This is a genomic window from Hydrogenobacter hydrogenophilus, from assembly GCF_900215655.1.
In the GTDB taxonomy this organism is placed as follows: domain Bacteria; phylum Aquificota; class Aquificia; order Aquificales; family Aquificaceae; genus Hydrogenobacter; species Hydrogenobacter hydrogenophilus.
Window position 1 is genome coordinate 311,319 of sequence record NZ_OBEN01000001.1, and the last position, 26,113, is coordinate 337,431.

The window sequence follows — 26,113 nt, forward strand, 5'->3', positions numbered from 1 at the left end:
AGCCCAGGACCGGACTTGAACCGGCGACCTCACCCTTACCAAGGGTGTGCTCTGCCTACTGAGCTACCTGGGCTAAGTAGTAAAATTATAATACTAAAGACACTCTTTTAGCAAATACTTTTGTTAACGTCAGACATGAAACGAGAAAGAAGTTATAAAATATAGATAGAAAAATATATAGGGGAGTTAACTATGAACTATTTAAAACGCATAACTGAGTTGCTTGAGGAAATAAAAACTCTTTTAGGTAGAGACAACACATCTGTTGCTCAGAATGAAACGCCAGTTTATCCTACGGAGATAAGGTCAGAAGATTCCAGATACCTTGTGAACATAGGTTATTTAGAAGACTTCCTACCCTATGACAGGATGAATCCCCTTTATAACAAAACACTGTGGTCCATATTCTCTAAGCTGTACGCAGGAGGTATAAAGGTAAAGTCCTTTACGCTCTATAAACTTAAGAAGGAAGAAAGAAGCAAGCTTTCAGGTACTCTCAAATTCATGATCAGAAATTACGACAAGATATACCCAGCTTATAGACTTCTACTCTCTGGTGTTAAAAACTACAGAGGTGGCCAAGTGGTTATAAGCCTTGAAGATACACCTCAGGAGTCTGTAGAGTTATTACTCAGACTTCTGGATCAATTCAAAAACGGTATCATACATAACTACACATGGAACAAGGATCAGAAAACTCTCACCATCACAAACATTCTTGACATTAATTTCCTAAGGGGTGGATGGTTTGAGCAGGCTATGCAACTGAACTTACCCAACTTCTTCTTAGAAGCTAATCCTTACGGAAATTATGTATTTTTGAGTAATCTCAAGTACGAAACTAAATACGGAAATGAAGGGGAGATAGATGGCATGGTTTTGGTCTCTGACAGTGGATTCTACAACAGGCTTTTCATACTTGAGTACAAAACATCCAGTTCTTTATCGGAATTCAACTTAACATCTTTCAACAACAAAAGCGCCTTCATAAAAACCTGTCTGTACCAGTTTTTTACGCTAAGATTCTACATGATAGTACCACAAAAACTAAATAATGGTGCAGACACTTCAAATTACATATTCACTCTCTGCTCCGTTGATGACTTTGTATCCAAACTAAAACAAGACATGGGTGCAAACAATGGCTGATCATCTACTTGTATCTTTTATAGGCAAGGCTACAAAGAGTAAGGAAGAGGGGACTGGCTACCAGAAGATAACCTACAGGTTTGAAGATGGAAGCACCTACGAAAGCTCCTTCTTCACCGTAGCGATCCACAGATACCTAAGAGAGAGACAGAACATAGAACCTGATCTGCTTATAGTGGGCACAAGCGGTTCTACTTGGGGAGAGCTCTTTCAACTTTCCGAAAGTGAGCAGGTTTTTGAGATAGCCAGTAGCTTAGAAAAAGGTTTTGACCACGAGAAACTAAAGCGTCTGGAAGATATCCTCTCTGAGGACTTGGGCGTTAGAGTAAGACTGCTATCAGTAGAGGACAACCCGCCAAGAGTGCTTGAGATAGCAAAAGAGGTATTCAACATCCTGAGCACCGCAGATTACAAGGAGGTGTTCCTTGACATAACCCACTCTTATAGGTACATGCCTTACTCCGTTCTGAGCGCTTTCATGATTTACAAGAACCTGAGGGATTTTAGACTGAGAATATTCTACGGCTTTCTGGAATATGGGCGCAGAGAAGACCCAAAGCCAGCCTACGAGCTCACGGACATATCTCACCTTTTAGACATCTCAAACGCAGTGTCTCTCATCACTTCCACAGGAGATTTTAGAGCTTACTACGACAAGCTTGGCGCAGGAGATGTGGCCAAAAGAGCCTACTACAAAATAGAAACTAACCAACAACCACGCACAGAGTTAAAGGAGCTCATGAAGTTTAAACCACCAGAGCAATACGATACACTACACAAGGAGATAAACCGTCTAATATCAGAGCTTGACAGGGATTACCTTGACGAGCGAATGGTCAGCAGGGCAAAGTTCTTTGCGGACAGGGGCCAGTACCTAAAGGCTATAGTACTGCTTTATGAGGCTTTTATAGTGCTTGCTTGCAGAAAACAGAATAGACAAGACTGCAACAAATACAAAACCAGAGAAGAGATAAGAGACCAGCTTAGAAATAATGAGAAGTTTGAGTTTTTGAGCCACCTAAGAAATGTCATAGTACATGGCAGTCAGCCAGAGGGTAAGTATGGAGGAGAGATACAGCGCATACTTGGTTCAGAAGAGGAGTTCAAAAAGGTGTTTGAGGATTACTTGGATTACTACTATCGGTTAAAGGAGAATAAATGAACTTAAAGTCTTACAGAACGATAAGGACCTTGCTGGGAGAGTTCAGTTTATTGGATATAGTGTTCATCACTTTATTCTTTGGAACACTGCCTGAAGCTTTATTCTCATTAATTGACTTTTTCCTTCAGGGAGAAGGGAACTCTCTAAAAAGAGCTGGGATTTTAGCTGTTATAACCGCTGTAGCACTCGCGTACATTTTTGTGAGGTACGAGAAGCTAAAAGAGTTCTTTGAGGAGAGAGACTACCAAGTTGAGGAAATTTTACCTTCTGCTCAGAGAGTTTTCATAACCGCCCTTAGCCTTCCAAAGCTGTCAGAAGAAGAGCTTTTGGACATAAAACAGAAGAGAAGCTTAGAGGAGATACGAGAAAAGTATGGGAAACCTTTTCGTGGATACCTTACCTTGAGACTATAGAAGACCTAAAGAGTAAAGCAAAGCTGGAAAAGGTAGTGGTGATTCCTTCAGAGCAGTCCAAGGACTACTACAAGCACTTTGAGGAGGTGGTAAATAAGCTATTTGGAGGCTTGAGTGTAGAGCAGTTTGGACCTGCCAATTACGATGACTTTGATGATATCCAAAAGGCTATGAGGAGTGCATTAAAAGAACTCCAAAGTCGGGGCTACAAGAAAAGTGAGATCATTGTAGGTATAACTGGGGGAACTTCTGCTTTCAGCGTTGTTGCTTCTGCGCTCACTCTACCTTCAAAAATGGCACTATCCTATTACACGCAGAATGTCGGAAAGGTAGTTTATGTAAACATTGAGCCAGTTGAGAACAAATGATGTCAGAAAATTTAGCGTAAGGGGGTTATAAGATATTGAGGAGGTAGATTATGAAAAAACTTTTTGCCGTTGCGTTGGCGGTATCTCTGTATGGCTGTCAGGAAGCCAACAGAGTGGACAACTCAGAGCTGTGTGTGGTGAACGACTTTAGGCTCATTCCCAATTGCAAGGAGGGCAATCTCATAGCTTTCCTGCCAGAAAGCTGGGGAAACCAGCAGTTACCCCTCTACTTTGTTGCGCTTCACTGCGATTTTAACCATCAGATCATTTACAACGATAGTGGTGTGGTGTGCGTATACACTGCACAGAGAAACCAAAAGCTTCTCAAACAAGAAAAAAAATAAAGTAAGGAGGTAAGCCATGCTGTGGTTCATTCTTGCAATTTTAGGCTTTTTGGGTCTTTGGAGGTTTGGCAGTTCTTCTAATTCTTCTATTGAGCGTGATCTTGATAGCTTTCATTCTCACAGAAATGACTGTGATATAGACAGAGCCATGTACGATCCTTCTTGTCCTTTATACTGGAGCTTGCACGACACGGATAGCTTTTCTTCTTTTTGGGATAATCACTCAACGGATATTTTATGATGTTAAGATTTGGACAATTTACTAAGAAAATCCAACGCACTGCGCTGAGAAGGTAAGTAGTATCTAGCAAAAGATGGTCCCGTACCTACTTTTATAGTAATAGATTTTTGCGGAAGAGACTTAAACATATCCTCATCCGTGGTATCGTCGCCCATAGCCAATATAAAATCACAATCTTGGGAAAGAGAAACAGCAATAGTCCCTTTATTAACGCTGGCTGGTCTTATCTCTACTACTTTGTTGCCCATTAAAATATTTAATTCTGTATTAGCTATAAGCGAACTAATCTCGTCTACCAGTTCAGCTACTCTTAAGGAAGCCATTTCTTGATCAGCGTTTCTGTAATGAAAAGCTAGCGTAAAATCTTTTTCTTCTACAAAAGCTTGTGGCAATTTATCTACATAGGATTCCATTATATTTTTTACTTTTTCTCTAATTTCTTGGTTTATATAACATTTGGCTTCCCAGCTTTCACCAGGTGATTTAATAAGACATCCATGTTCTGCTACCAAAGTAATGGGAAGGTTTCCAAACCATCTTTCTAACCACTCTTTTTTTCTGCCAGATATAAGTACTACCTTTGTATTTTCCATGGAACCTAAATTGTATAGAATATACCTAATCTCCTCAGTAGGGATGGCCATGTCTGGTCTTCTTGCAATAGGTATTAAAGTACCGTCATAATCTAAAAGTATCAATCTCTTTCTAGCGCTATTAAACATATCCTTTAATTTTCTTATAAGTCTTTCCGTAAGCTCTTTCGTTTTCAAAATTTCCCTTTTTGAAGATATTTCTTTTACAGAACTGATAAAATCGTTACCCCATCTTAATATATCGTATCTTCTAAGTCTTTCCTGCATGGCTTTTAGTCTAAAACTTTGTTCATCTTCTGGCATATCAAGAGCTGCTTCTATAGCTTTTGATAATTCCTCTATAGAGTTTGGATTTACTATTAAAGCTTCGCCTAGCTCTTTTGCTGCTCCAGCAAATTCAGATAATATAAGCACCCCTTTTAAATCTTGCCTTGAAGCTACAAACTCCTTTGCTACTAAATTCATGCCATCTTTTATAGGAGTTATCAGTATAACATCGCAAGCCCTATAATGTGCTATTAACTCATTTACAGGCAAAGATTTGTAATGATAAAGTATTGGAACCCATTCCACAGAACCAAAATACCCATTTATCTCAGCTATCTTTTCCTCTATTTGTCTCTTCATTCTTTGATAATGTTCTACACCCTCTCTTGATGGCACTATATTTAAAATCAAGACAACGTTGTTTCTAAAATCCTCCCTTCTCTTTAACAAATCTTCGTAAGCTAAAAGCCTGTTGTATATGCCTTTAGTATAATCTAGCCTATCTACTGAAAAAATTATTTTTTTATAATGCAAAACTTGTTTTATAGACAAAACCTGTTCTTCTATTTCATCATCTTTCACATTGAATTTATCAACGTCTATACCCATTGGAAATGTGTCAGCTTTTATTATTCTACTGTTATAAACCAATTCTCCCATGCTATGCTCAATACCCAAGACTCTTGAAAGGCTACGAAGAAAATTAGTAGTATATTCATATGTGTGAAATCCTATAACGTCTGCTCCTAGCAAGCCCTCTAACGTTTCCCTCTTCCAAGGAAGCTGAGCAAATGTTTCTGGTGGAGGAAACGGTATATGAAGGAAAAATCCTATTTTGGCATCAGGATAGAATTCTCTTACCATACTTGGTAAAAGCATAAGATGGTAGTCGTGAATCCATATGTATGTATCTTTATCAACTTCAACATTATCTATAAGAGCTCTAAAGAATAGTTTATTGACTTCCTGATAACTTTGCCATTCATCTTGTTTATAAGTTGCTAAGTCTGGCATGTTATGGAAAAGAGGCCAGAGTGTCTTGTTGGAAAATCCGTTGTAAAACTTATCCAAAAGCTTTTCCGGTATGTATATGGGTATGCAATTAGACTCTTGGATAAGAGTTGACCTAATTTTCTCTAAATCTCTTTTCTTTACACGAGAACCAACCCAGCCTATCCAAACCCAGTCTGATATATTCGCTTTTTTTATAAAAGCATCTATACCCGATACCAATCCACCAGGGCTTCTAACAAATATAAGCGGGTCTGTTCCTCTGATAGTCAGAGGAATCCTGTTAGCAATTATAACTAACTTCATAATTTAATGATACCACTTAAATATTTAGCTTACGAATCCCGAAATGTTCTTATCAGGAAAGCGCTAAGTATTAGCGCTGCATGTTTTCTCCCCAAACGGTTTCTCATGATAACTACCTGCTAAAAAATTTTCAATATCGCTAACTCATGGGTATTCTTATAATTATATTCTTGGAAATCACAACAGTCCCCATAGAAGAAGAGGTAAAGCAGTCCTACATAGACTATGCCATGTCTGTCATAGTAGGGCGGGCTATTCCCGATGCTCGCGATGGGCTAAAACCTGTCCAAAGAAGGATACTCTATGCCATGTACCAGATGAACCTAACACCGGATAAACCCTTTGTAAAGAGTGCAAGAATAGTAGGGACAGTTTTGGGATACTACCACCCTCACGGAGATCAGGCTGTTTATGACGCTTTGGTTAGGATGGCTCAGGACTTTAACATGAGATACCCTCTTATAAAGGGGCAGGGGAACTTTGGCTCTATAGACGGTGATCCTCCGGCAGCTATGAGGTATTCAGAGGCAAAACTTTCCAAGGTAGCCATAAAACTCCTTGAAGACATAGAGGAGGATACCGTTGATTTTGTACCTAACTTTGACGGTTCTACCTTAGAGCCATCAGTTTTGCCTTCTAAGTTTCCTAATATGCTCTGCAACGGGTCTACAGGTATAGTGGTAGGATTAGCCACTGTCATAGCTTCTGCTCTTTTGGTTGTTTTCTACTACCGCCACCTTGCTATCTAAATGCATTGAAATGTGTTTAAAGCTTGGTCTTATCCACTTATTCAATATGTGTTTGAAAATCTTTCTTGCTAAAAGCTTCTCCTCTTGAGAAACTTCATACTCTACCCTGTTTTTATTCTCAAACCAATGGATAGTTTCTAAGGTTTTACTAAACCAAGCCCTCTTCAATACTTTGAGCTTAAGATACCTGTTAAACTTGCCCGCTTTGAAAAATTGAGTCCACTGGAGCTTTGATATTACCTTATACTTATGCTAAAATATGACAGGAAGGAGGAGGAGAATGAAAAAGCTCACTGTTTTATCTTTGGTAGCACCTTTTCTCTTCTCTTGTGGAGGTGGTAGCGGTTCTGGTATATATGGAGGCTTTGACACAGTCCTTGTGGGTATAACGAGCATCACACCAAGCAAGGTAAATAGCGATACCGTAATATGGGTGGGGGATACAGGAGTTTGCGGTGTAGCTTTCCAAGACGATGCCATCAACATAAAGATTAAGAGCGAAACTATAAAAAACGCATCAGGACAGCCAATCACACCTAATCCCTCACCAGTTTATTTTGACAGCTATAGGGTCATATGGAGTAGCGCAGTTTCTAACAACGCATGTGAAGGAGCGCCCGAATGCAAGCAAATATTTGCTACACCTTTTGCTCAGCTTACAGGTATAACCGTTCCACCAGATACAGAAGTATCTTTACAAGGTTTAACAGTAGCCTTAGCAAGCTGGAAGTCAAGTGTTCTAAGTCAGTACTGCGTCTCATCTCTTGATAACTGTATATATAACGCAGTCCTTGAACTGCACGGTAGAGAGGTCTTGACAGGAAGAGAAAAAACAGTGAGGGCAAGCTTTAACATACAGTTTGCAGATTATGATCAAGGTAATGCTTGTGGTGCAAGTCCTTGCACTGCGGACAGTACCACTTGTAGAAAACCATAAAGAAGGGGGTAAAGTATGAGAAAACTTCTGGCGCTTACCTTTGGAGTGCTTATTACTTCAAGTTTTTCTATTTCACAGCCTGTGATAAGAATCTTTCCCTCTTCTCCCTATGACTACGGACCTACCACCATAGACACTACCAAAACTACTGACTTTGCGATAACTAACATAGGAGACCCCACTGCTGGACCTTTGAGGATATGTGGAGTTTCTGTCCCTTCAGGATTTCAAAATTTTAAGATAGTTGGGGATAGCTGTAGTGGGAGCAGTCTAAACTATGGTGTTTCATGTACCATATCCGTAAGATTTGAACCACACCAAAAACTTGCCTATTCTGGTACTTTGGCAGTGGTATACGACGATGATGGAGACACCACGGCTTGCAATACACAAAAGACAGCCATAGTTAATCTAACAGGCAAAGGTGTAGCCATAAAGATATCCGGTCCTGGGTGCGATCCATCAAGGTTTATATGCGACTTTGGTGATGTGAGCGTAGGCAGTAACGCTTATAAAACTGTAAGGGTATGCAATGCCAGTGGAGATACTCTTACTCTTCTGAATCCTGCTTTTAACCTTATAGAAAATCCTGTGGGAGATATACCTGCCTTTGGGCTTATAACTACCAACTGCAACGGTGCAAGCTTAAACTTTTTTGCAGGAAATACCGACGACTGTGTTAATAACTACTGCGAGCTTCAGCTTGCTTTCTCACCGCAGGATACTAAAAACTACTTTGGCACAGCCAACATAAATGATGCCAACGGTGGTCCTGGGAACCAGAGCGCCGGTGTTGGTATATTTTTAAAAGGAAATGGTATATACCCAAGTGCGGACATAGACTTTGGTACAGTTCCTTTGGGTAGCTTTGTGGATAGGTTCGTCAATATTAGTTTTACATGTCCAAATAATGGAAATGCAACACCCGGCGAAACGATAACCCTGCCTGATTCTCTCGTGAGCGTATCGGGTACGTACTTTTCTATAGGAAGCTCTTCCTGTCCTACATCATGCATAGAAAATCAAACTGTAAGCTGTAATGTAGCAGTACGGTTCCAACCTTTTACTTCAGGTGTATTTACGGGAAGGGTTATCGTAGCTGTACCTAACGGATCTTCTATAGAAAGAACCCTCGTGGGTAGAGGAGGTCCCGCTACTCAGAACTTCCTTAGCTTGAGCAGTAGCAGTATAGATTTTGGAACAGTTCCCAGGTTTTCAAGCGTAGGAAAGGTAATAGTGGTCAGGAACATAACTTCTTCTACGCTGGAGTTCAATGTAGCTGTTGCAGGTAGCGGTTTCTTTACGAATGTAGTGGGATGCACATGTAATGATAATTACGTATCTAACGGAACGGAGTGTATACCAAGTACTACACCACCTCTTCCTACATCAACCAGGGCTTACAAGCTAAGACCAGGTGAGGTGTGTTCCATAGCGGTAGGGTTCTCTCCTCCTCTCTCTGCAAGGGGTACACTCGGTGGTGTGCTTATATTTGACACTCAGGCTCAGGCTGTAAGCGTCCCTATGACCGCTCAGGTTCCCACCTCTAATCCTCCTACCACACCTCCATCTCTTCCTTCGGTGGGTTCAGGAGGAGGCGGTGGATGCACTATGGGATATGGTAATGCATCTCTGTTCTTTGCATGGTTCTTTGTTCCCTTTGCTCTTCTGTCAAAGAGACTATTTAACAGAAGGTAAATCCGTTGGGGGCTTTGCCCCCTTAATCTCTGTAAACTCTCAGTATTTCCTCTACGGTAGTTATCCCTTCCACCGCTTTTAAAAGTCCATCCTTTAAAAGCGGTACCATACCCTCTTTTATCGCTTGTTCCTTTATCTTACCTGCGTCAGATTTTTTGACTACTAAGCTCCTTATATCTTCAGAAACCTTGAGAATCTCACCTATTACTGTTCTACCCAAATAACCCGTATGGTTGCACTTTTCACATCCTTTCCCTTTATAAAGCTTTTCAGGTACATCAATTCCATTGAGCTTCAATATTTCCTCTTCAAAGGTTGCAGGCTCATATTCGTAAACGCAGTAAGGACATACTTTTCTGACAAGTCTTTGAGATATAACTCCTATCACTGCCGAAGCCAGAAGAAACTCCTCCACACCCATATCTATGAGCCTTGTAAAAGCGCTTGACGCGTCGTTAGTATGCAAGGTAGCAAGTACCAAATGACCTGTCAGAGATGCCTGAACTGCTATACTTGCAGTCTCAAGGTCCCTTATCTCACCTATCATGATCACATCTGGATCCTGCCTGAGTATGTTTCTTAACGCGTTTGCAAAGGTAAGTCCTATTTTGGGCATAACCTGTATTTGTACTACACCTCTGAGGTTATACTCCACGGGGTCCTCAACGGTTATTATTTTCTTCTCCCCTGTGTTTATCTCTTTCATACAGGCATACAAGGTTGTAGTTTTCCCTGAACCCGTGGGTCCAGTAACCAGTATCATACCGTAGGGCTTTTTTATGAAGGAAAGCAATGCGTTAATATCTTGGTCCTTAAAACCTAAGGTATGGAGACTAAGATTTATCTCTCCGCGCTTGAGTATCCTTAGCACCGCACCTTCACCGTGAACCGACGGGACGGTAGAAACCCGGATATCATACTCCTGACCATTAAGGGAATAAGAGAACTTTCCATCCTGAGGTAGTCTCTTTTCCGCTATGTTGAGCCTTGAAAGTATCTTTATCCTTGATATTACTGGCGGAGCTATGTACTTGGGATACTCCCTTATAGTATAGAGGATACCGTCTATCCTGTAGCGCACCACTACATGGTTTTCAAACTGCTCTATGTGTATGTCCGTAGCTGAACGCGTTATAGCATCCCTTATCATATCATTAACAAACTTTACTATAGGTGCTTCTTCTGCTATATTTTCAAGCTTTCTTTCGTCCAGCACATCTTCGGAAAGTGCTTCAAGCTCTAATCCTATACTTGTTGGATCCTCAAGCAGGTTGTTTAACCTTTCTTCATCTACCTGCTGAAAGATCACCTTTTTGCCTAAAGTTCTTTGCAAAAGCTCCCTAAGGTATTCATCCTCTCTTAGGCATGCAAACTTTATATAGTCCTCTCCCTCTTCTAATGGAGCTATGCCGTTTGCCTTTAAAAATTCGTGATTTATTTGGATCTTCACTGTGGCATCCATAACCTATAAACCCTTACCTCTACATAGTATGCAGTAGGATTGTTTATGTTGTCAACACCCATGGAAAGATTATCCACTATAAGCCCGTTTACCTCTATGTCCTTTAAAAATTTTAGTATGTTCTCCACATTTTGTGATGTGTATCTGGCCTTTACTATTACTTTTTTTATACCGTTCATGTCCTGCACACTTTCTTGTGAAAAAGAAACCTCCGCAAGCCCATAAATTTTAGCTTTATCGGAGAGAAGAGTCTTGATCTGTTCCTGGACAAGTTTTTGGTCACCACCTACGGAAAATCTACTTTTCAATTGGGTGAGTTCCTTGTTGATCCTTTCTTCCTCTTTCATGAGCTTTTTTAACTCATCAGCTTTCCTCTTGTATTCATCTCTAAGCTTTTTATTCTCTTCATAAAGGCTTTTTAACTCTTCCCTTTTTCTCTGATAAGGTTTATAAACACCGTAGTAGGCTATCGTAAACAATAGAATCGTAGGTACGAGGATAATTAAATACTTCTTCATATTGTCAGTAAAGGTTTTCATTCTTCTCTTAGCAATTCCTTAAGGTGTTTGAGCTTACTTTCAAAAGATTCTTTCGCACCTTGCTCTTCTTCAGGAGTGCTAATGACACGAGCCTTAATGAGAAGTATGAGTTCTGTGTTGGAAGAAGAAGTGGACTCACTGCTGAAAAGTATGCCAAGACCCGGTATGTCAGAAAGCAACGGTACACCACTTTTCTGTCTCTGTAGCCTATTTTGTATAATACCTCCAAGTAATCCCACCTGTTCGTTTCTAAGTATTAGTGTTGTTGATGCTGACCTTTTTGTTATAAGTGGTGATGTAAGTTCTGGCTGCACCGTGTTCTTTACTGCATCGCTCACTTCTTGCGTGATCTTCAGCGTAACAGAATTGTCCGCACTTACGATAGGTCTTACACGGAGTATAACACCTGTGGTTCTGTACTGAACCGTGTTTTGCACATTAAGAGTACCACCAGTTATGGGAACTACCTGCTGGGTAAGGATAGGGACTTCCGCACCTACCTCTATCTTTGCTTCTTCGTTATCCTTTACAAGTATGTGAGGAGCAGAAAGTACTTTTAGGGATGTCTTTGATGCCAAAAAGTTTAGGATACCCCTTATGTCATTGTTCTTATTGAATATTATCGTGGTAAAACCTTGCAAGGTTTGTACCTGTGGAGCCAAGCCAAAGGATGTGCCTATAGTAAAGCTCGTGCTATCTAAAAAGCCCTTCAAGAGCCCTTCCACACCGTATTGAAGACCTTGTCCTAAGGAAACCTCTGCTATTACCATCTCTATGAGTACCTGCTTGGGGACCGTATCAAGCTCTCTCAGAAGGGATTTTATAACCTCAAACTCAATGGGTGTGGCTTTTATGATAAGTGTGTTGGTAGACTTATCCGCAACTATGTTTCCTACTTTGATAACCTTTTTCTCCTCCTTGATTTCTGGCTTTACTTTTTCTTCTATAACTGTGGGTAGCACCTCCTCTTTCTTTTGGGTCTGCTGGGTTTTTGCCTCAGGTGTTTGTCCAGTTTTAGGCTGTTCTACAGTTTGTTTAGTGGTATCTTGAGATGTTAAGTTTACCGTAGCAACCTTTTGAGTTTCAGAAGATAAACCTATACCTTCTTCAAATATACCCAATGTATTCAAAAGCTCTGCGGTACTTTGTGCATCCAAAAAGTTAAGCCTGTATATGTATATTTCTCGTTTGGTATTTGAAGCTGTATCTTCAATAACCCCTATCCACCTCTTTATATCCTGGAAAAGTACAGGATCCTTTGAAACCACTACAACTATACCTTCCTTTTCAAGACTGTCTATAACTGAATCCGCATCAGCCTTGCCAAGAAGTTTTAATATCTTCCTCACATTGTCCCTTACCTGATTAGCATCAACCCTAGTTTTTATAAATGCTATTTTCTTGTCTCTGTAAAAGGGGCTGTCAATCTCCTCAAGAAGTCTTTTCAATCTTATAAGTTTTTCTTTATAGTCCAGTATTACCAAAAATCTCTGTTGGGCTATAACCTTTCCTGCAGGTGAAAGAAAAGCGGAAAGAGCCTGAGCTAAAGAAGAAGGAGACACATTTTCGGGAGAATAAATTATAGCCGAAAAGTTACTGCCTAATGGAGATTTTCCAGAAGGAAGTACCAAAAGTTTACCCTTATCTTCTGACAAACTAAAACCGTAGACGGAAAGAATATCCTGCATGTAAGTTATAACTTCTTCTCTCGTTAAGTGGTCCAAATGCACAGAGACTCTCTGATTTAGGTCTGCAGGAGCAGAATAAGATATACCCAATGTTTTATAAAATACTTCGTTGAGAAGTTCCAAAAGGCTTATGTCGTCAAAGTGTATGCTTATGTTTCCTTTCTTTGCCGGTGAGCCTGTTTTTACACTCCCTTCGTAGTTCCGCTCGTATATAACCCTCTCTCCCTTTTTTTCTTCTATTTGAGTTTTCTTCTCTTCCTTTTGTGAAGGCAGAGGTGTTGATATCTGAGCTTGACTAATGTTATAAGGCTCTACATAGCCACTCGTCATTTGAGCACACGAAGATATAAAAAAAGCCAATGTGGTCAGTAGTGCTTTTTTGCTCATAGAAAAAAACATCTTTTGCTATTATACCACAAAATAAAAAACCCCGCAGGATGCGGGGCTAAGGGAGTTTTTAAAACTGCTCAGAACTGGGTTTGAAGTGCCAATGTCCAGTCAGTGTAGTTCTTCTCGTTAGCGCTCTTGTTCTTGAGGCTTACCACGTCAGCACCCAATTGAATCTTGGCGTCCTGACCCTTTATGTAGTAGTTGAGGAACACACCAGTTCTGTTGGTGTCTTTATTAGCACTTGTCCTGTCGTCAAGCTTTTCGTACCTTATGGCAAGGGCAGGTTTTCCTATTCCAATCACTTGATCATAAAGGAGCTGACCCTGTACATAGTAAGCTCTGTCCTTGGATTTGTTAGGAGCAGTTGCGGGCATGTCTTTCCTGTCTTGGTAGCCAAGCTGGAGGTTGGGAACTATATCTCCAAACTTCTGCTCCCACATGGCATCCACGGTCCACGCCTTTGCGGTAGCTGAGTATCCGCTACCATTGTCCCACTTTTGGGCATTGTAGCCAAGACCTATGCTGAGCACATTTTGCTTTCCAAGGTAAGTGTCAGCAAGGGTAAAGCCCTTTTCACCTTTGAAGCCCAGCATGGTGGGTGTGAACTGTATCCTTCCGGAGAAGGCAAGGTTGTCCTTTACACCAAAATTGGCATTAGCATGGTCCCACCTTCCATCAAAGATGCCAAGCTGGTACTTGAGCATGCCGTCCGCTATGTTGCCCCATACGGTAAGACCTGCATCCCTGTAACCGTTGGCTATGTTGGACCCTATGGTAAAAGGTACAAACATATTAGTCCTGGTGGTATAGCCGTATCCAGTAGGAATAAGGTATGTGTAGCTGTCTGTTAGTGATGCTCTGCTAAAGGGTAGCCTGTAGAGACCTGCCATGATCTGGAACTCTTCCATGGGTTTGAGGTTTATAAAGGCGTCGTTAACTCTTGATTCTCTTGTTCCTCCGTGGCTACCTCTACCGGTGCTTCCGTTGTAGACTGCAGAGTCCAAGTTTGCACCAAACTGGACGAACTTGTTCACCTGACCGCTGAAGTAAATCCTGGCATTGTTGATGGAGAAGTCATTGTAGTCCTTGCCTCCAGGGGTTGTCTTACCCAGGTGCTGTGCCCAGATCTGGAGTTTTAGTCCCATGTTGGCGAAGGTATCTTCGTCAATTCTGATAACCGCTGCCTGAGAAGGCAAGACTGCTGCTCCCATCAGGGCTGCCATTGCTAAAAGGCTCTTCCTCATGTTCTTACCCTCCTTTGAAGGAATTTACTGCTTTATATGTTAGCATATAAAAATGAGCATGTCAAGAGTTTTAATAATGTACCTCTCCTTTGTTGGTTTAACTTTTTCTGCTCTGTTTTGTATAAAGCCTGTTGAAAATCCCTATAGGGATCCTTATATAAACTATGCACTACGAAAAAAGTTAGAAGATGCTGTACTTGAGAGCGGACATAAGCTTAGTTGTAAAGAGAATGCACTTAGTATTGTTCCTGTGATAAAAGAGTTAAAGGAAACGCCTATTGCGTACACTCCTTACCAAAGGGTAAGCGCGTACAATCTTACCTTAAGCATAGCTCTAAAAGATGGTAAAGAAGAAAAGGACTTTTCCTTTACTGTACCGTATAACCTACCTACGGGTGGCGTGGGCGATCTTCCAAGAAGGAGAGCTATAGATGACATACTTGATATAATATACATAGAGTTTGTTCAATACTTTAAAAGGAGGTACTGAACCATGCTTATAAATGTTGAAAGCACAAAGAGTTTAGAAGAACTCAAAAGCAAGCTTGAAGAAACTGCGAAAGCCAAAGGTTTTGGCGTTATGGCTGTTCATGAAGTCACTAAGATACTTGAAAGCAAAGGTGTGCCGATAAGTTATCAGTGTATGATCGTTGAGGTATGCTCCCCCAAACACGCAAGTGCGGTTCTACAAAAGAACCCTTATGTATCTACCGCTATGCCTTGTAGGATAGCACTTATAGACCAGGGTGATAAGAGGATCATGAGCACTGTAGCTCCCACCGTGATGCTTGAGATGTACAACATACCAGAGGCTAAAGAAATAGCGCAAGAAGTGGAAAGACTTATGAAAGAGATAATGGAAGAGGCAAAGTGAGGTTTAACTCAGTAGATCCTTTATAAGCTCTTCCTTTACATTCTGTGGTATGTCAGCAATAGCTTTGTAGTTAGGGTGGTTTATCTCAAGCTTTAGAGGCATCTTTTTAAAGTCCTCAACTTGTTCATCTGTTAGGTTAAATTTCAAAAAGTGAACCACTGCGGCTTTGCCATACTCGTAGTCCTCTTTGCTTCTTTCGTCAGCTACTGCCCTTATTGTGTGTTTGTTGCCTATATGTAGATAAAGATGGTCGTGTATACCTACAAGCTTGGGAAGTAGTTTTTTTCTCTCTTCCTCATCGGGTATTTCTATAAACATAGTAACAGAAAGCTGATTTTTATCAGGTATAAGCTCGTTATAAACTTCTATCTCTTGTTTTATATCCTCATCCCTGACCATCCTCTCTGCCCTTATCATTTCCTGTATCTGAAACCAGACAGTTTGTGTGTTTTCAAAAACGAGATGAACCAGATCACCAAGAAAAACTCTTCTGTTTTTCTTAAGCTCCATTATTTCCTTTTTCTTTTCTTCTCTTACCTTCTCGTATTCGTAGATGTTAAGAATGTCCTCCATACTAACCTTTCTCACTTTTCCACCCCCAAAAGGTATAAAACCCGGCAGAAGCCGGGCGTACTTTTAGGCTTTGAGACTTTCAAGAGCTTTTTGGAACCTGCCAGCGTGGGACTTTTCAGCTCTTGCAAGAGTCTCAAACCACTCTGCTATGTCATCAAAACCTTCTTCTCTGGCGATCTTGGCAAAACCAGGGTACATTTCAGTGTACTCGTAGGTCTCTCCTGCTATTGCAGCCTCAAGATTCTGCTCCATACTCCCTATAGGTTTACCGGTAGCAGGATCACCACCTCCGTACTTTTCAAGAAATTCAAGGTGTCCAAAGGCATGCCCCGTTTCACCTTCTGCGGTTTCCCTAAAGATGTTAGCTATGTCGGGGTATCCTTCTATGTCTGCCTTTCTGGCAAAGTACAGATACCTCCTGTTGGCTTGAGACTCTCCAGCAAAGGCGTGCTTAAGACACTCAAGTGTCTTTGTACCTGCTAAACTCTTCATGGCTAAACCTCCTTTTAAAAGTTTTACTATTATTTATTATATGCAAAATATTTTCAAATGTCAAGAGTTGAACTTAGGATTAAAATATTGTGCATGCTGGACATAGTCATAAAATCTGCCCTTATACCAGAAAAAGGTATCCTTGACATAGCCATAAAGGACGGAAGGATAACGTCTATAAGTGCACATGTAGAAGAAGAGGCAAGGTATGTGATAAAAGCGAACGGAAAGATAGCAATGCCTTCTTTTGCCAACATGCACACGCACATTTCTATGAGCCTATTACGAGGGATAGGTGCTGATCTGACACTGATGGATTGGCTTCAAAAGGTCATATGGGTGCTTGAAGGTGAGTTTGTATCACCAGAGTTTGTCAGAGATGGGGCTCTGCTTGGCATAGCAGAAAGCATTATGTCAGGCACTACCTTACTTATGGACATGTACTTTTTTGAAGAAGCGGTAGCGGAGGTAGCTCTGTCTGCGGGTGTAAGGGTAGGTTTAGGTTTTGGTATATTAGACTTTCCCACAAAAGTAGCAAGCACTCCGGATGAATACATAAAGAGGGCTGAGCACTTTATAAAAACTTTCAGAGAGCAGGATCTTGTCTTTCCTGTTTTGTGTCCTCACGCAACATACACTTGCTCACCCCCAACCCTTATGAAAGTAAAAGAGCTCGCGGAAAAAGAAGGAGTGCTTATTCACACACATGTGGCAGAAACCAAAGCTGAGGTGGAAAGTGTAAAGGAAAAGTATGGAAAGCCACCGGTAAAACACTTAGATGCCTTGGGGTTCCTTTCAGAAAAGGTGCTTATGGCTCACATGGTATGGTTAGATGAAGAGGAAAAATCTATAGTTAAGGAAAGAGGTGCAAAGGTACTTCACTGTCCAGAAAGTAACTTAAAGCTCGCTTCGGGTATAGCTCCCGTTTGGGAGTATATAAAGATGGGCATACATGTGTGCTTGGGAACTGACGGTCCTGCATCTAACGACAACTTGGATATGCTTGAAGAGATGTCTACCATGGTAAAGCTCCAAAAAGGTTATAGCTTATCTGCAAAAGCTATGGATGCCAGAACTGCTATAAAGATAGCGACGCTAAACGGCTTTACCGCATGCGGTATAAAAGCAGGAAAACTGGAAGAAGGCTATCAGGCAGACCTTATACTTATAGACCCAGACAAACCCCACTTACAACCCCTATACGACCCTCTCGTTCAGATAGTTTACTCCGCAAAGTCCTCTGACATAGATACCGTCATATGTAAAGGTAGAGTCCTTATGGAAAAACGGGAGCTAAAGACCGTGGATATGGATGAAGTTAGGCATATAGCAAGAAAGTGGAAAGACAGGATCACAAACTTTATAGAAAATTTAGGGCTAAAACCTAGTGTCTAAAATTCCATAGCCAGAGGTTGTATGTTAGACATGGTAGCGTGGTGTACAGAAAACTCAAGCGATGCACCTCCAACAGGTCAGCTGGCTAACTTACAAAGAAAAGCCTCCGCACGGATAATAGGAGTAATCCGCCCCCTCGTAGTGATGGAAAGAGATCACGGAAGAAAAATATGTTATATTTTTAAAGTGAAAAATGTGTCTAAGGAGAGTATCATGGAAGAGCAAATGTATGCGGTCCCGTTCAGTTTAGTAGGGTTTTTTTTCACTAACAAACCCATTGAAGAGAGTATTAGAAGCGACCTTACTCCTGAAGAGATGGAAAAGCTTCAGGAACTTCTTGCCCGTTTCCTTTTTACAGAAGACATAAAGATAGCTCTTTATCCGTCAGTAGTCCCACCAGATCAGGCAGAAGAGGCACTTGAAGAGCTTGAAGATATGATGTTCGGAGAGGACCAGGAAGAATGACTAAGGTTGTGCTCTGTGGTGCTCTTGGAAGAATGGGGAAAGCCATTCTAAGGCTTTCCCTTGAATATTCAGACTTTGAGGTGATAGCAGGTGTGGAACATCCAGACTGCATAAGAGTAGCAGACTTAGGGGAAGCGTCAGGCATACAGGAACTGAAAGGGAAGCCCTTAACTTCAAGACTTGAAGAGGTTATCTCCCAATGTCATGTAGTTATAGAGTTTTCAGGCAACCCATCTGCTGCAGTCTCTCACACAAAGATAGCTTCTCTGAGTGGTAAAGGCATAGTTATAGGAACCACAGGCTTTTCAGAAGAGGAAGTGCAAGAAGTAAAAGCGCACTCGCAAAATATACCCATTCTTCTTTCTCCTAACATGAGTCTTGGTGTAAACCTTCTTTTTAAACTCGTGGAGCTTTCCGCAAAAGCCTTGAAGGACAAGAACTTTGATGTGGAAATATCCGAAATACACCACAGGTTCAAGAAAGATGCACCCAGTGGTACCGCTCTTAAACTTGCAAGCATAGTAGCATCTGCCTTTAACACTACACTCAAAGATTCTGCAGTTTTTGGTAGGGAAGGAGTGCATCAAAGAAGCACGCAAGAGATAGGCGTTATTGCCCTAAGGGGGGGAGATGTAGTAGGTGATCACACTGTCTACTTTCTGGGTTTTGGTGAAAGGATAGAACTTACACACAGAGCAACCTCTCGGGACACTTTTGCCAAGGGTGCTATAGAAGCAAGTAGGTGGATAATGGGCAAGCCACCGGGTTTTTACTCTATGTTTGATGTGCTTGGGCTATGAGTTTTTATGAGATTATAGAAGACATAACCGCTGACGCAGGCGTGCGTGTAAAAGCAAAAACTCTTGAGGAGCTCATATGCAAGGCTATTCTTGCAACTTTTAACGAAATTACAGACATAGAAAAAGTCCAAAGGAAGGAAAGTCATACGGTAGAAGTTTATTCTAATCTCCCCTACATGCTTGCAGATGCTATAAATCAGGCTATAGTGCTACACGAATCAAAGGGTTTTGTAGCTTCCAGTTGTGAGGTTTTAGAGTTATCAGAAAACCATGTAAAGTTAAAGCTTTTTGGAGATAAGTTTGATGATAAAAAAAACGAACCTAAACTTGTAATAAAAGCTGCCACATACCACAGGCTCAAAGTAGAAAAACTACCTGATGGATACCTCGCAGAGGTCATATTTGATATATAGATGTGTGATATAATGTAATTGCCATGTTTCAGGGATCAATGGTTGCTCTTATAACTCCGTTCAAAGATGGAGAGGTGGATTACGCTTCCATAGATCAGCTCGTTGAGTTTCACATAAATAACCGTACTGATGCATTGGTTGTGTGTGGTACCACAGGTGAATCAGCAACCCTTACTTTTGAGGAACACGAAAAAGTGGTTGAGTATGTAGTAAAGCGTGCAAAGGGAAGGATAAAGGTTATAGCGGGAACAGGAGCAAACGCTACACACGAAGCTATAGAGCTTACCGCTTATGCAAAGCGCGTGGGTGCAGATGCCTGTTTGTCTGTTGTTCCCTATTACAACAAGCCTACTCAGGAGGGTATATACAGACACTTTAAAACCATAGCGGACGAGGTAGATATTCCCATAATCCTTTATAACATACCTTCAAGGACTGGTGTGGAGATAGCTCCAGAAACAGTATACAGGCTTGCTAAAGACTGCCCCAACATAGTAGGCACAAAAGAATCAACACCAAACATGGATAGGATATCTGAACTGATGAGACTTTTGGGAGACAACTTTGTGGTACTTTCTGGTGATGATTCTCTTACGCTTCCCATGATGGCTCTCGGTGCAAAAGGTGTCATATCCGTAGCTAACAACATAGTACCTGTAGAAGTAAAGAACATGGTGGATTATGCACTCAAAGGAGACTTCAAGAAGGCTTTGGAACTACATCTCTATCTGTTTGAACTTTTTAAAATACTTTTTATAGAAACTAACCCTATCCCTATAAAGACCGCATGCTGGGCTCTTGGTATGTGTGAAAAAGAGTTCAGACTACCCCTTTGTGAGATGAAACCAGAGAACGAGAAAAAGCTTATAGAAACTCTCAAAAAGTACGGTCTTCCCGTGGTAAGGGAGTAAAAATGGCAAAACTCTTGCTTTTCCTAAATGCCTTTTATTTAGGTCTTGGGACATTCTTTAGCTTTTATTTAGCACCACTACTTTTTAAAGTTCTTGAAAAGGAATACGCAGGAAGGGTAGTAGAAAAGGTGTTTCCTGTATACTTTGGTTTAGGCTTAATTTTGGGTTCGCTTTCCTTGATTTTAGGCTTTAGGTTGGGCAAATGGGTGGTCATTGTTATGATCCTTAACCTTATTATCCTTGCCTTTCAAGAGTTTTATGTGCTTCCTATATCGCACCATTTTAAATTTACAGACTATGAGACATTCATGAGGTGGCATGGCATTTCCATGGTTCTAAATCTAATTCACTTACTTTTAGTGTTTGTTCTGTGTATAAAACTGTATTTGATTTTGTAGGTATAAGATGGAGCGACTACTAAAAGTGATAGAAGGAGAGCTTGTAAGACATCTTGACCCAGAAGTGAGAGAGGTTTTACAAGTAGGCAACTATATAGTATCTTCTGGTGGTAAGAGGATAAGACCTATCCTTACCTTACTTACCTGTATAGCTTTGGGTGGGGATGATAGTAAAGTACATCCCTTAGCTGTGGGTATAGAGTACATACATGTGGCATCTTTGCTTCACGATGATGTAGTTGATGGTGCGGACACAAGAAGGGGTAAACCTTCCGCTAACTTAGTTTTTGGAAACGAGATGTGCGTTCTGACTGGCGATTACATGTACGCTAAGGCTCTTTGGTTGTATTCAGTGTATGGCGACATGAAAAGTATACAGATAGTGAGTAAAGCGGTTATGGATATGGCTCAGGGACAGGTGCTTGAGCTCAAAAGTATAGAAAATGTTATAGATGAAAGAACTTACTTTGACATAATAGATAAAAAAACGGGTGTGCTCTTTGGAGCCAGCATGGCAGTAGGAGCTCTAATGGCGGGAAGGGAAGATTACGAAGAGTTTTACCGTATAGGCGTCAGGATAGGTAGAGCTTTCCAACTCGTTGACGACGCTTTAGACTATGTAGGTTCTCAGGAAAAGTTAGGTAAACCTGTAGGTAATGATCTCAAAGAAGGTAAATGTACCTATCCTCTCATAAGCGTGCTAGACAAACTTGACATAAAAAATGTGAAAAACCTTTTGAAGAACCGCGACACTACGTGGCTCAGGCAGAAAGTGATAGAGTTAGGTGGAGTTGAAAACACATACAGGAAGGCGAAGGTAGAAACAGATCAAGCCTTAGAGGATCTTTACAGAATAGCTGGGAAAGATGCTGTAGAAATTCTCTCACCCCTCATTATCTCTATTGTAAAAAGGGAAAGATAATCATCTGTAAGCACTCAGTACCTTATACACTTTCCATACATAGGTGCTTATATCCTTTGCCTTTTTACCTTTGTTGTAGCAATCCACAGCCTTCCAGTTAAAGCCATGATTAGCTATACATTCCTTAAGTATGTAAGCTCCCGCTCTTATGTTCTTACAAATGTCCCAAAGGTCCTCTTCTTTTTCTATGATACCTACCCTCTTGAGCTTAGGTATGTTAGATGAATTTACCTGCATTATACCTATATCGTAAGTTCCGTTGGAATTCCTATTTAGTGCGTTATGCCTTAACCCACTTTCCACGTAAGCTATTACTACAAGCAGTTTTTTATTTACCTGCATTTCTTGAGAAGCTTTGTCAAAACAAACAGACAGCTCAAACATCTGGGTACTATTCTATAACGGTAATCGTCTCTTCTTTATCCAAAAGATGATAACAAAGGCAACCAGCAACAGAGTAATAAACGCAGATGCAGGCAGTGCTATAACCTTGTTTATCCTCAAGAATGTGTCAAGCAAGAAAAGAAAGAGAAGATAAAAGCCATAAACCACTAAAAGGAAAGAAAAAACTTGCCACAGTTTGCTTAACACGCCAAATTAAACCTCCAACATAGTCTCCAAGGTTATTCTAACACACTCTGCAAGTGCCTTAAGATGGTATCCTCCTTCAAGAGCAAACAAAGATGGGACTTTTAGCTCTTTGCATACATTGAGAATGCTTCTGACTATGTTCCTCACTCCTTCTGTGCTAACATTTAGATAGGTCAAAGGGTCATCTCTGTGTATGTCATAACCGGCTGATACTAGCACAAACTCGGGGTTAAACTGTTTGACAAGGTCAGGCAGAAGTTTTCCGTATATCTCTTTGTACTCATCATCACCAGCACCTGCGCTGAGAGGTACATTGTAAGTGTAGCCCAGTCCTTTGCCTGCACCTCTTTCCTTGTCAGAACCAGTGCCGGGATAAAAAGGATACTCGTGAGTGGAAAAGTAAAAAACCCTGTCCTCTTCGTAAAAGCTCTTTTGTGTGCCATTTCCGTGATGAGCATCAAAATCTATGATGAACACCCTTTTGAACCCCTTTTGGAGAAGATACCATCCACCTACAGCTATGTTGTTAAAAAGGCAAAAGCCCATAGCCTTTGCACGCTCCGCATGATGACCTGGAGGTCTTATGGCACAAAACACCGTATCTACCTCACCTTCAATGAGTTTATCTATACCTTCAAGAACCCCTCCCACTGCGTAAAGAGCGGTTTCGTAAGAATCAGGGACTGCGTAAGTGTCAGGGTCCAGATAACCCCCGCCAGCTTGACAAAAGTCATGCACCTCCTGTATGTAAGCAAGGTCGTGATTTAGAGCCACTTCTTCTACCTTTGCCCTCCTGGGTTTTATCTTTTTTAAGCTTTTGAACAAGTTATTTCTGTCCAGCTCTTGAATTATGCTTATGAGTCTGTCCATGTTTTCTGGATGGTTTTTCCAGTTGTGTCTGAGGTATATGTCATCGTAAACAAAACCTGTCCTCATAGGAAAAAGATTATACAAGATCCTGTGCTATATTATGAAGGTATGAGGGCTTTAGCGTTTTTGCTTTTACTTTTTGTTTTTGGATTGTCTAAGGAGATGAACCTCAAAAAGGTAGAAGACAACATCTACATGGTCAGGGGTGTGGATGAGCTACCATCTTTGGAAAATAAGGGTTTTGTGTCCAACGCATACGCAATCCTGACAAAAGAGGGATGGGTAGTAATAGACACTCTCTCCACACCCGAGCTTTCCAAAAAATTACTTGAGCAGATGTACAGGGTAAAGAAAGCTCCTGTCAAGTATGCCATCATAACCCACTACCACCCTGATCATTGGTACGGAGCTCAAACTTTTAAAGATGTTGGTGCAAAAATTATAGCACACAGAGGACTTTATGAGCTTTACAAAAGCGGGATGGCAAAGTCCATACTTGAGGAGGCAAACAAAAACTTTGGGGGGTTGTATAAAAGTGTCTTGCTAGTAGAACCAGACATAGTGGTAGATGACTATAAAAAGCTAAAGGTGGGCAGTGAGGAATTTGAAATTATCTCCATGACACCCGCGCATACCAACAGTGATATAGTGGTGTATATGCCAAAAAGGAAGGTGCTGTTTGCTGGCGATCTGGTGTATCAGAAGCGCATACCCTTTATGGCAGATAGAAATGCAAGCTCCAAAGGGTGGGAAGAGGCATTGAAAAAGATGAAGAACATGGACATAAGAATTATCTTAGGAGGACATAACGATCCCATGGACAAAAGCGCTATAGACTATACCTTGGGCTACATTACATATCTTAGGCAAAACATAAAGAAGATGAAGGAAGAGGGCAAGTTCATAGATGAGATAAAAACTGCCTTGCAAGATTCTCCTTACAAGTCAGACGCTATGTATGGGCAGTTTCATAACGCCAACATATTTAAAGTAGATAGCGAACTGGATTTAGAGCCATGAAAGTAGGTGTAATAAGCTTAGGATGTGCCAAGAACCTTGTAGATACAGAGGTTCTCCTTGGTAAGCTCAAATCAAGCGGTGCTGTTATTGTAAGTGATCCCAAAAAGGCAGATGTGATCATCATAAACACCTGCAGTTTTATAGAGCCGGCAAAAGCAGAATCCATAGACACCATACTGGAGTTTGCGGAAAAGAAGAAGGTGATAGTAATGGGTTGCTTAGTCCAAAGGTACAAGGAGGAGCTCCAAAAGGAGATACCAGAGGTTAGCGCTTACTTTGGCACAGAAAGCTGGGATTCCATATTAGAGTTTCTAAGGCTCAAGCCAAAAGAGGATATCAAAAGAATCCTTACCACGCCAAAATCTTATGCATACCTTAAAATATCTGAGGGATGCAACAGGCTCTGCTCTTTTTGTGCAATACCCATCATAAGAGGAAGGCACAGATCAAGACCCATAGAAGAGATCGTTGAGGAAGCCAAATATCTGGCAGACCAAGGTGTAAAAGAGTTATGCATAGTTTCTCAGGATACTGCTTACTACGGCAGGGACATATACGGTAAAGCTCATCTTATAAAACTTCTGCAGGAGCTTGAGAAAGTACAAGGCGTAAAGTGGATAAGATTGCTCTATCTTTACCCCACAGAGGTAGAAGATGGGCTTCTTTATTACATGGCAGATTCGGAAAAGGTAATTCCTTACCTGGATATTCCCCTTCAACACATATCCACAGATGTGCTAAAGAGCATGAGAAGAGGCTACGATGAGAACTTTGTAAGGAAATTCTTAGATAAGGTGATGAAGGTATTACCCCATGCTGTTTTGAGAACTACCTTCATAGTGGGCTACCCTTCTGAAACTGCGCAGGACTTTCAAAAGCTTTTGGATTTTGTGCAGGAAGGACACTTCCATTGGGTGGGGGTATTCACTTACTATCAGGAGGAGAATACTCATGCCTATGCCTTGGGAGATCCTATACCCATGCAAGAGAAAGAAAACAGAAAGGAAGAGCTTTTAAGGGTACAGAAAGATATAACTTACAAAAAGAATCTTGACCTTGTAGGGAAAACCCTTGACCTTTTAGTAGATGGCTTTGACGAAGAGCTTGGCATAGTGCCAGTAGGGAGGATTTACGCACAGGCTCCTGAAGTTGACGGCATTACTTACATAGAGGCAGAAAAACAGCTAAAGCCTGGAGAGGTAATCACGGTAAAGATCACTCAAGCTAAGGATTACGACCTTGTAGCGCAGTGCCTTTAGATATCAATACGAGCGAACTTTTTTCTTCCTTCCTCAAACACATCTCCGCCGTATATGTCGTTAGCCACTATCACAGGAAAGTCTTCTACATAGAGCCTCCTTATAGCTTCTGTGCCTAAGTCCTCATACGCTATTACCTCAGAGGACTTTATACTTTTTGCCAGCAGAACAGCAACACCACCAACAGCAGCAAAGTAAACCGCTTTGTATTTTTTGAGAAGCTCCTTTACCTGCGGGCTTCTGTATCCTTTGCCTATCATACCCTTTAGTCCTAACTTTAAAAGAGGTTCCACATACTTGTCCATTCTAATGGCTGTGGTGGGTCCTGCTGACCCTATCACTTGTCCGGGTTTGGGTGGGGTAGGTCCCACATAGTATATAACTTGTCCCTTCATATCAAAAGGTGGCATTTCTCCTCTGCTTATAGCCTCAACCATCCTTTTGTGAGCTGCATCTCTTGCGGTATATATGTAGCCGTTTAGCAGTACTTTATCACCTGCCCTGAGCTCTTCTATAACTTGGTCCGTTAAAGGAGTAAAGAGCCTTTTTTCCATAACATTATTGTATTA

At 41.1% G+C, this 26,113-nt stretch carries 29 protein-coding genes, 1 tRNA gene and 1 pseudogene; 20 read left to right on the forward strand and 11 right to left on the reverse strand.

What is annotated here, in order from left to right; genetic code table 11:
• Nucleotides 1-73 (reverse strand) — tRNA-Thr (locus CP948_RS01725).
• 119 nt (nucleotides 74-192) lie between these two features.
• Between CP948_RS01725 and CP948_RS01730 the strand changes: the two genes are divergently transcribed.
• From CP948_RS01730 to CP948_RS01755, 6 genes are read left to right on the forward strand one after another with little or no spacing between them, the layout of a single operon-like run.
• Complete coding sequence (locus CP948_RS01730) at nucleotides 193-1,149, forward strand: PDDEXK family nuclease (protein ID WP_096600442.1); 957 nt, start codon at nucleotides 193-195, stop codon at nucleotides 1,147-1,149.
• Nucleotides 1,142-2,311: a TIGR02221 family CRISPR-associated protein gene (gene csx2 / locus CP948_RS01735; RefSeq protein WP_096600444.1), complete on the forward strand. Its 1,170-nt coding sequence runs from the start codon at nucleotides 1,142-1,144 to the stop codon at nucleotides 2,309-2,311. The genes CP948_RS01730 and csx2 overlap by 8 nt, the downstream gene beginning before the upstream one ends.
• Nucleotides 2,308-2,724 (forward strand): hypothetical protein, encoded by a 417-nt coding sequence (locus tag CP948_RS01740; RefSeq protein WP_096600446.1) that lies wholly within the window; start codon nucleotides 2,308-2,310, stop codon nucleotides 2,722-2,724. The genes csx2 and CP948_RS01740 overlap by 4 nt, the downstream gene beginning before the upstream one ends.
• Before the next feature lie 38 nt (nucleotides 2,725-2,762).
• Nucleotides 2,763-3,092, forward strand: coding sequence for a hypothetical protein (locus CP948_RS01745; protein ID WP_096600448.1), 330 nt, complete (start codon nucleotides 2,763-2,765; stop codon nucleotides 3,090-3,092).
• Nucleotides 3,093-3,142: 50 nt separating this feature from the next.
• Nucleotides 3,143-3,436 (forward strand): hypothetical protein, encoded by a 294-nt coding sequence (locus CP948_RS01750; protein WP_096600450.1) that lies wholly within the window; start codon nucleotides 3,143-3,145, stop codon nucleotides 3,434-3,436.
• Between the two features lie 16 nt (nucleotides 3,437-3,452).
• On the forward strand, nucleotides 3,453-3,677 hold the full coding sequence (locus CP948_RS01755) for a hypothetical protein (protein ID WP_096600452.1): 225 nt from the start codon (nucleotides 3,453-3,455) through the stop codon (nucleotides 3,675-3,677).
• Between the two features lie 2 nt (nucleotides 3,678-3,679).
• On the opposite strand, the gene CP948_RS01760 is transcribed toward CP948_RS01755, so the two are convergent.
• Nucleotides 3,680-5,854, reverse strand: a complete 2,175-nt coding sequence (locus CP948_RS01760; RefSeq protein ID WP_096600454.1) for a bifunctional alpha,alpha-trehalose-phosphate synthase (UDP-forming)/trehalose-phosphatase — start codon at nucleotides 5,852-5,854, stop codon at nucleotides 3,680-3,682.
• 170 nt (nucleotides 5,855-6,024) lie between these two features.
• On the opposite strand from CP948_RS01760, the pseudogene CP948_RS01765 reads away from it, so the two are divergent.
• The 3 genes and pseudogenes from CP948_RS01765 to CP948_RS01775 form a co-directional block, all read left to right on the forward strand.
• Nucleotides 6,025-6,555, forward strand: a pseudogene (locus CP948_RS01765) (DNA gyrase subunit A); the annotation flags it as partial.
• 328 nt (nucleotides 6,556-6,883) lie between these two features.
• Nucleotides 6,884-7,540, forward strand: coding sequence for a hypothetical protein (locus CP948_RS01770; RefSeq protein ID WP_096600456.1), 657 nt, complete (start codon nucleotides 6,884-6,886; stop codon nucleotides 7,538-7,540).
• A 15-nt stretch (nucleotides 7,541-7,555) separates the two neighbouring features.
• Complete coding sequence (locus CP948_RS01775) at nucleotides 7,556-9,238, forward strand: choice-of-anchor D domain-containing protein (RefSeq protein WP_096600458.1); 1,683 nt, start codon at nucleotides 7,556-7,558, stop codon at nucleotides 9,236-9,238.
• A gap of 22 nt (nucleotides 9,239-9,260) precedes the next feature.
• Here the strand turns inward: CP948_RS01775 and CP948_RS01780 are convergent, their stop codons facing one another.
• The 4 genes from CP948_RS01780 to CP948_RS01795 all read right to left on the reverse strand — a co-directional run bounded on the left by CP948_RS01780 (nucleotide 9,261) and on the right by CP948_RS01795 (nucleotide 14,561).
• Entirely contained in the window at nucleotides 9,261-10,700 is a 1,440-nt protein-coding gene (locus CP948_RS01780) for a GspE/PulE family protein (protein WP_096600460.1), read from the reverse strand.
• Nucleotides 10,685-11,239 carry a hypothetical protein gene (locus CP948_RS01785; RefSeq protein ID WP_143441262.1) on the reverse strand — a complete coding sequence of 185 codons (555 nt, stop codon included), beginning with the start codon at nucleotides 11,237-11,239 and terminating at the stop codon, nucleotides 10,685-10,687. Before CP948_RS01785 ends, CP948_RS01780 begins: the two co-directional genes overlap by 16 nt.
• A complete protein-coding gene (locus CP948_RS01790) occupies nucleotides 11,236-13,314 on the reverse strand; it encodes a type II secretion system protein D (RefSeq protein ID WP_245810047.1) in 2,079 nt (692 codons plus the stop codon). Before CP948_RS01790 ends, CP948_RS01785 begins: the two co-directional genes overlap by 4 nt.
• Nucleotides 13,315-13,394: 80 nt before the next feature.
• Nucleotides 13,395-14,561, reverse strand: coding sequence for a porin (locus tag CP948_RS01795; protein WP_096600466.1), 1,167 nt, complete (start codon nucleotides 14,559-14,561; stop codon nucleotides 13,395-13,397).
• A 58-nt stretch (nucleotides 14,562-14,619) separates the two neighbouring features.
• On the opposite strand from CP948_RS01795, the gene CP948_RS01800 reads away from it, so the two are divergent.
• Together CP948_RS01800 and CP948_RS01805 are read left to right on the forward strand one after the other, a co-directional pair.
• Nucleotides 14,620-15,051 carry a hypothetical protein gene (locus CP948_RS01800; RefSeq protein ID WP_096600468.1) on the forward strand — a complete coding sequence of 144 codons (432 nt, stop codon included), beginning with the start codon at nucleotides 14,620-14,622 and terminating at the stop codon, nucleotides 15,049-15,051.
• 3 nt (nucleotides 15,052-15,054) lie between these two features.
• Complete coding sequence (locus tag CP948_RS01805; RefSeq protein WP_096600470.1) at nucleotides 15,055-15,435, forward strand: DUF302 domain-containing protein; 381 nt, start codon at nucleotides 15,055-15,057, stop codon at nucleotides 15,433-15,435.
• Nucleotides 15,436-15,438: 3 nt separating this feature from the next.
• On the opposite strand, the gene CP948_RS01810 is transcribed toward CP948_RS01805, so the two are convergent.
• Complete coding sequence (locus CP948_RS01810) at nucleotides 15,439-16,008, reverse strand: DUF3501 family protein (RefSeq protein ID WP_245810048.1); 570 nt, start codon at nucleotides 16,006-16,008, stop codon at nucleotides 15,439-15,441.
• Nucleotides 16,009-16,071: 63 nt separating this feature from the next.
• A complete protein-coding gene (locus CP948_RS01815; protein WP_096600474.1) occupies nucleotides 16,072-16,500 on the reverse strand; it encodes a rubrerythrin family protein in 429 nt (142 codons plus the stop codon).
• Between the two features lie 93 nt (nucleotides 16,501-16,593).
• Here CP948_RS01815 and CP948_RS01820 point away from each other — a divergent pair, with 93 nt between their 5' ends.
• From CP948_RS01820 to CP948_RS01850, 7 genes are read left to right on the forward strand one after another with little or no spacing between them, the layout of a single operon-like run.
• Entirely contained in the window at nucleotides 16,594-17,895 is a 1,302-nt protein-coding gene (locus tag CP948_RS01820) for an amidohydrolase (RefSeq protein WP_096600476.1), read from the forward strand.
• A gap of 30 nt (nucleotides 17,896-17,925) precedes the next feature.
• The gene (locus CP948_RS08965; RefSeq protein WP_245810049.1) at nucleotides 17,926-18,360 is read left to right on the forward strand and encodes a hypothetical protein; all 435 of its coding nucleotides are present in this window, start codon (nucleotides 17,926-17,928) and stop codon (nucleotides 18,358-18,360) included.
• Nucleotides 18,357-19,160 (forward strand): 4-hydroxy-tetrahydrodipicolinate reductase, encoded by an 804-nt coding sequence (gene dapB / locus CP948_RS01830; RefSeq protein ID WP_096600478.1) that lies wholly within the window; start codon nucleotides 18,357-18,359, stop codon nucleotides 19,158-19,160. The genes CP948_RS08965 and dapB overlap by 4 nt, the downstream gene beginning before the upstream one ends.
• Nucleotides 19,157-19,573, forward strand: a complete 417-nt coding sequence (locus tag CP948_RS01835) for an archease (protein ID WP_096600480.1) — start codon at nucleotides 19,157-19,159, stop codon at nucleotides 19,571-19,573. Before dapB ends, CP948_RS01835 begins: the two co-directional genes overlap by 4 nt.
• Nucleotides 19,574-19,596: 23 nt before the next feature.
• On the forward strand, nucleotides 19,597-20,484 hold the full coding sequence (gene dapA, locus CP948_RS01840) for a 4-hydroxy-tetrahydrodipicolinate synthase (RefSeq protein WP_096600482.1): 888 nt from the start codon (nucleotides 19,597-19,599) through the stop codon (nucleotides 20,482-20,484).
• 2 nt (nucleotides 20,485-20,486) lie between these two features.
• Nucleotides 20,487-20,882 (forward strand): DUF4149 domain-containing protein, encoded by a 396-nt coding sequence (locus CP948_RS01845; protein ID WP_096600484.1) that lies wholly within the window; start codon nucleotides 20,487-20,489, stop codon nucleotides 20,880-20,882.
• A gap of 7 nt (nucleotides 20,883-20,889) precedes the next feature.
• Nucleotides 20,890-21,804: a polyprenyl synthetase family protein gene (locus tag CP948_RS01850; protein WP_096600486.1), complete on the forward strand. Its 915-nt coding sequence runs from the start codon at nucleotides 20,890-20,892 to the stop codon at nucleotides 21,802-21,804.
• Here the strand turns inward: CP948_RS01850 and CP948_RS01855 are convergent, their stop codons facing one another.
• Both CP948_RS01855 and CP948_RS01865 read right to left on the reverse strand, forming a co-directional pair.
• Nucleotides 21,805-22,188: a lytic transglycosylase domain-containing protein gene (locus CP948_RS01855; RefSeq protein WP_096600488.1), complete on the reverse strand. Its 384-nt coding sequence runs from the start codon at nucleotides 22,186-22,188 to the stop codon at nucleotides 21,805-21,807.
• 213 nt (nucleotides 22,189-22,401) lie between these two features.
• Nucleotides 22,402-23,331, reverse strand: a complete 930-nt coding sequence (locus CP948_RS01865; RefSeq protein ID WP_096600490.1) for a histone deacetylase family protein — start codon at nucleotides 23,329-23,331, stop codon at nucleotides 22,402-22,404.
• Nucleotides 23,332-23,373: 42 nt separating this feature from the next.
• Between CP948_RS01865 and CP948_RS01870 the strand changes: the two genes are divergently transcribed.
• Nucleotides 23,374-24,285, forward strand: a complete 912-nt coding sequence (locus CP948_RS01870; RefSeq protein WP_096600829.1) for an MBL fold metallo-hydrolase — start codon at nucleotides 23,374-23,376, stop codon at nucleotides 24,283-24,285.
• Complete coding sequence (gene rimO / locus CP948_RS01875) at nucleotides 24,282-25,544, forward strand: 30S ribosomal protein S12 methylthiotransferase RimO (protein ID WP_096600492.1); 1,263 nt, start codon at nucleotides 24,282-24,284, stop codon at nucleotides 25,542-25,544. The genes CP948_RS01870 and rimO overlap by 4 nt, the downstream gene beginning before the upstream one ends.
• Here rimO and CP948_RS01880 read toward each other — a convergent pair.
• The gene (locus CP948_RS01880) at nucleotides 25,541-26,098 is read right to left on the reverse strand and encodes a Fe-S-containing hydro-lyase (RefSeq protein WP_096600494.1); all 558 of its coding nucleotides are present in this window, start codon (nucleotides 26,096-26,098) and stop codon (nucleotides 25,541-25,543) included. The genes rimO and CP948_RS01880 overlap by 4 nt on opposite strands.
• Between the last annotated feature and the right edge of the window lie 15 nt (nucleotides 26,099-26,113).

Bases quoted from the DNA above. Each gene is read 5' to 3' on its own strand.
- CP948_RS01730 (WP_096600442.1), top strand. From the start codon at position 193: ATGAACTATTTAAAACGCATAACTGAGTTGCTTGAGGAAATAAAAACT.
- csx2 (WP_096600444.1), top strand. From the start codon at position 1,142: ATGGCTGATCATCTACTTGTATCTTTTATAGGCAAGGCTACAAAGAGT.
- CP948_RS01740 (WP_096600446.1), top strand. From the start codon at position 2,308: ATGAACTTAAAGTCTTACAGAACGATAAGGACCTTGCTGGGAGAGTTC.
- CP948_RS01750 (WP_096600450.1), top strand. From the start codon at position 3,143: ATGAAAAAACTTTTTGCCGTTGCGTTGGCGGTATCTCTGTATGGCTGT.
- CP948_RS01755 (WP_096600452.1), top strand. From the start codon at position 3,453: ATGCTGTGGTTCATTCTTGCAATTTTAGGCTTTTTGGGTCTTTGGAGG.
- CP948_RS01760 (WP_096600454.1), bottom strand. From the start codon at position 5,854: ATGAAGTTAGTTATAATTGCTAACAGGATTCCTCTGACTATCAGAGGA.
- CP948_RS01770 (WP_096600456.1), top strand. From the start codon at position 6,884: ATGAAAAAGCTCACTGTTTTATCTTTGGTAGCACCTTTTCTCTTCTCT.
- CP948_RS01775 (WP_096600458.1), top strand. From the start codon at position 7,556: ATGAGAAAACTTCTGGCGCTTACCTTTGGAGTGCTTATTACTTCAAGT.
- CP948_RS01780 (WP_096600460.1), bottom strand. From the start codon at position 10,700: ATGGATGCCACAGTGAAGATCCAAATAAATCACGAATTTTTAAAGGCA.
- CP948_RS01785 (WP_143441262.1), bottom strand. From the start codon at position 11,239: ATGAAAACCTTTACTGACAATATGAAGAAGTATTTAATTATCCTCGTA.
- CP948_RS01790 (WP_245810047.1), bottom strand. From the start codon at position 13,314: ATGAGCAAAAAAGCACTACTGACCACATTGGCTTTTTTTATATCTTCG.
- CP948_RS01795 (WP_096600466.1), bottom strand. From the start codon at position 14,561: ATGAGGAAGAGCCTTTTAGCAATGGCAGCCCTGATGGGAGCAGCAGTC.
- CP948_RS01800 (WP_096600468.1), top strand. From the start codon at position 14,620: ATGTCAAGAGTTTTAATAATGTACCTCTCCTTTGTTGGTTTAACTTTT.
- CP948_RS01805 (WP_096600470.1), top strand. From the start codon at position 15,055: ATGCTTATAAATGTTGAAAGCACAAAGAGTTTAGAAGAACTCAAAAGC.
- CP948_RS01810 (WP_245810048.1), bottom strand. From the start codon at position 16,008: ATGGAGGACATTCTTAACATCTACGAATACGAGAAGGTAAGAGAAGAA.
- CP948_RS01815 (WP_096600474.1), bottom strand. From the start codon at position 16,500: ATGAAGAGTTTAGCAGGTACAAAGACACTTGAGTGTCTTAAGCACGCC.
- CP948_RS01820 (WP_096600476.1), top strand. From the start codon at position 16,594: ATGCTGGACATAGTCATAAAATCTGCCCTTATACCAGAAAAAGGTATC.
- CP948_RS08965 (WP_245810049.1), top strand. From the start codon at position 17,926: ATGGTAGCGTGGTGTACAGAAAACTCAAGCGATGCACCTCCAACAGGT.
- dapB (WP_096600478.1), top strand. From the start codon at position 18,357: ATGACTAAGGTTGTGCTCTGTGGTGCTCTTGGAAGAATGGGGAAAGCC.
- CP948_RS01835 (WP_096600480.1), top strand. From the start codon at position 19,157: ATGAGTTTTTATGAGATTATAGAAGACATAACCGCTGACGCAGGCGTG.
- dapA (WP_096600482.1), top strand. From the start codon at position 19,597: ATGTTTCAGGGATCAATGGTTGCTCTTATAACTCCGTTCAAAGATGGA.
- CP948_RS01845 (WP_096600484.1), top strand. From the start codon at position 20,487: ATGGCAAAACTCTTGCTTTTCCTAAATGCCTTTTATTTAGGTCTTGGG.
- CP948_RS01850 (WP_096600486.1), top strand. From the start codon at position 20,890: ATGGAGCGACTACTAAAAGTGATAGAAGGAGAGCTTGTAAGACATCTT.
- CP948_RS01855 (WP_096600488.1), bottom strand. From the start codon at position 22,188: ATGTTTGAGCTGTCTGTTTGTTTTGACAAAGCTTCTCAAGAAATGCAG.
- CP948_RS01865 (WP_096600490.1), bottom strand. From the start codon at position 23,331: ATGAGGACAGGTTTTGTTTACGATGACATATACCTCAGACACAACTGG.
- CP948_RS01870 (WP_096600829.1), top strand. From the start codon at position 23,374: ATGAGGGCTTTAGCGTTTTTGCTTTTACTTTTTGTTTTTGGATTGTCT.
- rimO (WP_096600492.1), top strand. From the start codon at position 24,282: ATGAAAGTAGGTGTAATAAGCTTAGGATGTGCCAAGAACCTTGTAGAT.
- CP948_RS01880 (WP_096600494.1), bottom strand. From the start codon at position 26,098: ATGGAAAAAAGGCTCTTTACTCCTTTAACGGACCAAGTTATAGAAGAG.